This is a genomic window from Mesorhizobium loti (genome assembly GCF_003148495.1).
GTDB lineage: Bacteria > Pseudomonadota > Alphaproteobacteria > Rhizobiales > Rhizobiaceae > Mesorhizobium > Mesorhizobium loti.
The window spans coordinates 1-2,542 of sequence record NZ_QGGH01000046.1 but is presented as its reverse complement, the minus strand read 5'-3'; the positions used below and the strand labels follow the sequence as shown (position 1 = coordinate 2,542).

General features: G+C 64.4%; 3 protein-coding genes. All 3 read right to left on the bottom strand.

The annotated features are described in order from the left end of the window. Nucleotides 1-20: 20 nt before the first annotated feature. Nucleotides 21-1,607: an IS66 family transposase gene (gene tnpC / locus C8D77_RS37185; RefSeq protein ID WP_109672954.1), complete on the bottom strand. Its 1,587-nt coding sequence runs from the start codon at nucleotides 1,605-1,607 to the stop codon at nucleotides 21-23. A 69-nt stretch (nucleotides 1,608-1,676) separates the two neighbouring features. Then, complete coding sequence (gene tnpB, locus C8D77_RS37180; RefSeq protein WP_027054633.1) at nucleotides 1,677-2,030, bottom strand: IS66 family insertion sequence element accessory protein TnpB; 354 nt, start codon at nucleotides 2,028-2,030, stop codon at nucleotides 1,677-1,679. Next, nucleotides 2,027-2,440: an IS66-like element accessory protein TnpA gene (gene tnpA, locus C8D77_RS37175; RefSeq protein WP_081709620.1), complete on the bottom strand. Its 414-nt coding sequence runs from the start codon at nucleotides 2,438-2,440 to the stop codon at nucleotides 2,027-2,029. Before tnpA ends, tnpB begins: the two co-directional genes overlap by 4 nt. Nucleotides 2,441-2,542 lie beyond the last annotated feature (102 nt).

Genomic DNA, 2,542 nt, shown 5'->3' with positions numbered 1-2,542 from the left:
GTAAGCGCCTTGCCGATCGCCTATGGATTTGGGCTTGACGTTTTCCGGAATCGCCAGGGCATGAGTTCCTCGATCTGGCTCTGCGGATGGCCGTTGATGATGGCGTCGAGAGTTTCGGCGAGGTAGGCAACGGGATTGACGTCGTTGAGCCTGCAGGTGGCCACGACGGATGAGAGCACTGCCCAGTTTTCGGCCCCGACCTCATGGCCAGCAAACAGGGCATTTTTTCTGGTCAAGCATACGGGCCGGATGGCGTTTTCGACTGGGTTGGTGTCGAGCTCGAGCCGGCCGTCGCCGAGGAAGCGCGTGAGCCCTTCCCAATGGGCAAGACCATAGCGGATGTCTTCGGCCAGCTTTGAGCCCGAGGAGATCATCGACAGTTGCTTTTCGAACCATGGTTTCAGGGCGGCGATGATCGGAGTGGAGTACTGCTGTCGCGCGGCGAGCCGAGCTTGTGGCGCCATGCCGCGCACCGTCGCCTCGACGGCGTAGAGCGTAGCGATCTGGCGCACGGCGGCTTCGGCGATCGGGGACTTGGTGTTGCGCGCCAGCTTCACAAAACGTCGGCGCAGGTGGCTCCAGCAATGGACGAGCATCCATGGTCCTTGTGGCCGCTCCAGGCGTGTCAGCCGGTCATAGCCCTCATAGGCGTCAACCTGCAGGAATTGTCCGCCAAAGCCTTGAAGGAAGCGTTCGGCATGCTCGCCGCCGCGCCCCGGCGCATAGTGGAACAGCACGATGGGCGGGCCTTGGCCACCATGGCCGCGGTCATCGGAAGCGATTGCCCAGAAGAAGCCCTTCTTGACCTTGCCGCGTCCGGGATCGAGCACCGGCGCCGCGGTCTCGTCCATGAACAGGCGCTCGGCCGCAGCCAGATGCCCGCGCATGTGGTCGGCTATGGGCTTGAGATGGAAGCAGGTCCGGCCTGCCCAGTTGCCCAGTGTCGCCCGATCCAGCTGGATGCCCTGGCGGGCGTAGATCTCGGCCTGCCGGTAGAACGGCAAATGATCACCGAACTTGGCGACGATGACCTGGGCGATCAGCGCCTCGGTCGGCAGGCCGCCAGGCACGATATGCTCGGGCGCATGCGCCTGCACGACGGCGCCCGAGCAGCGCCGGCAAGCGTATTTCGGGCGGCGCGTGACCAGCACGCGCAGTTGCGCCGGGATTGCGTCGAGCCGCTCGCTGACATCCTCGCCGATCCTGGCCATCTCGCCGCAGCCGCAGGGGCACAGCGTGCTCTTGGGCTCGATGATCCGCTCCACTCGCGGCAGATGGGCAGGCAAGTGGCCACGATTGCGCTGGCGCGAACCGGACGAGCCGTCCGAACGCCCCTGGATGACCCGCTGCGCCTTTTCCTGCGCGGCATCGAGCACGCCCTGCGCGATCTCCACGTCTTCGAGTGGCAGGTGGTATTGATCGGGATGCAGCTTCTCGGACTTGGCGCCGAACTTCTCGTGATTGAGCTGGCTGACGACGCTCTCCAGCCGGCGGCGCGCCTCCTCGGATGCAGCTAAGGCAGCCTGGTGCTCGGCCAGGGTCGCTTGCGTCTGGGCCAGGAGCGCCTTCAAACGCTCGTTCTCTTCCTGGAGAACCGTCAGATTCATGCACTAAATCAAGCACATGAGTGCCGATAACGCCATTGGAGACAAGGCACCTGAGTCACTGTGCCACACTCATCCGGCAAGCTGCGGACGCCGTGCCCGCTCGGGGCGAACCAGTCTCCAGTCCAGCCCTTCGAACAAGGCCGCGAACATCGCCGGCGACATGCGCATCACGCCGTCGCGAACCTGCGGCCAGACGAACTTCGAGCCCTCGAGCCGCTTGTGAACGAGCACAAGGCCGGTGCGATCCCACACCAAAATCTTGATCCTGTCAGCCCTTTTGGCCCGGAAGACGAAGGCTGCCCCACAGTATGGGTCGAGGCCTAGCATCTCCTGCACAGCCAATGCCAATCCATCCATGCCGCGCCGGAAGTCAACTGGCCGGGTCGCCACGTAGATCTTCAGATCGTTGCCCGGTGCAATCATCGCGAGGCCCGAACCGCTCGGATCACCTGCGACAGCTGCTCGAGGTCAACCGCCGTTCGGATCACCATGTCGTCGATCACGATTTCCACCTTCGCCGGCGTCGATTTCGATGGCCTCATCCTCCGCTGAGGCGCCGATGAGTCGTCCACCATCAACTGCGCGAACATCGGCGCCATGCTTTCCGGCAGTGCCAGTTGTCCCTGACGAAGGCGACGCCGCCAATCGTAGACCTGCCAGCGGGTCGCGCCATGCTTGCGCGCGACCGCCGCCACCTGCACCCCTGGCATCAGGCTCTCGGCCGCAATCCGGGCTCTCTCGGCCTCCGAGCGAACCCGCCGTCCCGTTGGACCGTCCAGAACCTCGAGCTGGCCTGCGTAGCCAGCTGTTGGGACGTCCAAATGGACGTCCATTTTGCCGTCTGCTCCCACGTAGGCCCTCCGTCTCTCGCGATCGGGGGGATTCTTCGCACATTCACCTCATGCGCCGCACGAGGGGAGCGGCGTGGCGCTTAC

Bases quoted from the DNA above. Each gene is read 5' to 3' on its own strand.
- tnpC (WP_109672954.1), bottom strand. From the start codon at position 1,607: ATGAATCTGACGGTTCTCCAGGAAGAGAACGAGCGTTTGAAGGCGCTC.
- tnpB (WP_027054633.1), bottom strand. From the start codon at position 2,030: ATGATTGCACCGGGCAACGATCTGAAGATCTACGTGGCGACCCGGCCA.
- tnpA (WP_081709620.1), bottom strand. From the start codon at position 2,440: ATGGACGTCCATTTGGACGTCCCAACAGCTGGCTACGCAGGCCAGCTC.